Below are 1,213 nucleotides of genomic sequence, written 5' to 3' on the forward strand. Positions count from 1 at the left end.
TGTAATAGCTAAGACTTAATCTGACAGTTGTGGGTTAACTATAATTGTCAGATTTCTTTTTTATGGTTCATTTCGAGAGTCTCTTGACTTCCAAAAGTAAGAATATTTTGTTGTTGCATCACATTTTCTAATAGTTTTTCTTTAGCAATATCTTTACCTTCAATAAAAGTTTGCATTGGGGTTTTGCCATAGCAATATTTTCCCGAATGAGTCCTTTCGTTGTTATAATACCACATCCAATTGTTTAAGTCCGTTTGTATTTCTTCTATACTCCTGTATATTTTCTTTCTAAAAGCTACGGCATAAAACTCTTCCTGTATTGTTCTGTGGAATCTCTCACATATCCCATTTGTTTGAGGACTTTTAGCCTTTGTTTTAGTATGGTCAATATCTTCAATGGCAAGATATAACTGGTATTCATGTTGCTCTCTTAGTCCACAGTACTCGGTTCCTCTATCAGTTAATACACGAAGTAGCCTTAACTCATGCTCATCAAAGAAAGGAACCACCTGGTCGTTTAGCATGTCAGCTGCTACCAAAGCATTCTTTCGGTCATAAAGCTTAGTAAATGCAATTTTAGAGTAAGTATCAATAAATGTTTGTTGATAAATATGTCCAACACCTTTGATGTTACCGACATAATAAGTGTCCTGTGCACCCAAATAACAAGGATGATGAGTTTCTATTTCACCATGAGCAACCTTTTCTTCTTTAGCTTTTTCTAAGGCTATAAGCTGAGATTCTGTCAGAATATAACCTTCCTGGGCGACTTTAGCCTCTAATGCTTTTAAACGTAGTTGGAACGTTTGTAAGTTATGCCTGAGCCAAATACTACGAACTCCACCTGCTGATACAGAGAATCCCTTTTTCTTTAACTCATTGCTAACTCTTACTTGACCTAAAGCAGGGTTATCAATAGCTAAGGCTACTACCTGGTCTTCAATAGCTGTATCAATACGATTTTTAAGAATAGGTTTACGCCGAGATATTTCCTGTAAAGCTAACTCTCCACCTTGCTCATATAGCTCCTTAAAACGATAGAAACTATCCCGGCTATAGCCCATAATCTTACAGGCTTTTGAAACATTACCTAATTGTTGGGCTAATCCTAAAACTCCTAATTTGTTCTTAATGATTTTCTGCGATGTAGTCATAATTTAATCTTTTTATAATGTTACTGTTTTTATTAGTAACTGTCAGATTAAATCGTGAC

1 protein-coding gene is annotated in these 1,213 nt (G+C 35.3%); it reads right to left on the reverse strand.

From position 1 onward, the window contains the following. Positions 1-47: 47 nt before the first annotated feature. On the reverse strand, positions 48-1,154 hold the full coding sequence (locus HMPREF9455_RS20520; RefSeq protein ID WP_006801688.1) for an IS481 family transposase: 1,107 nt from the start codon (positions 1,152-1,154) through the stop codon (positions 48-50). Positions 1,155-1,213: the final 59 nt, after the last annotated feature.

Source organism: Dysgonomonas gadei ATCC BAA-286 (genome assembly GCF_000213555.1).
GTDB lineage: Bacteria > Bacteroidota > Bacteroidia > Bacteroidales > Dysgonomonadaceae > Dysgonomonas > Dysgonomonas gadei.

Coding starts and splice junctions, on each gene's coding strand:
- HMPREF9455_RS20520 (WP_006801688.1), bottom strand. CDS start 1,154: ATGACTACATCGCAGAAAATCATTAAGAACAAATTAGGAGTTTTAGGA.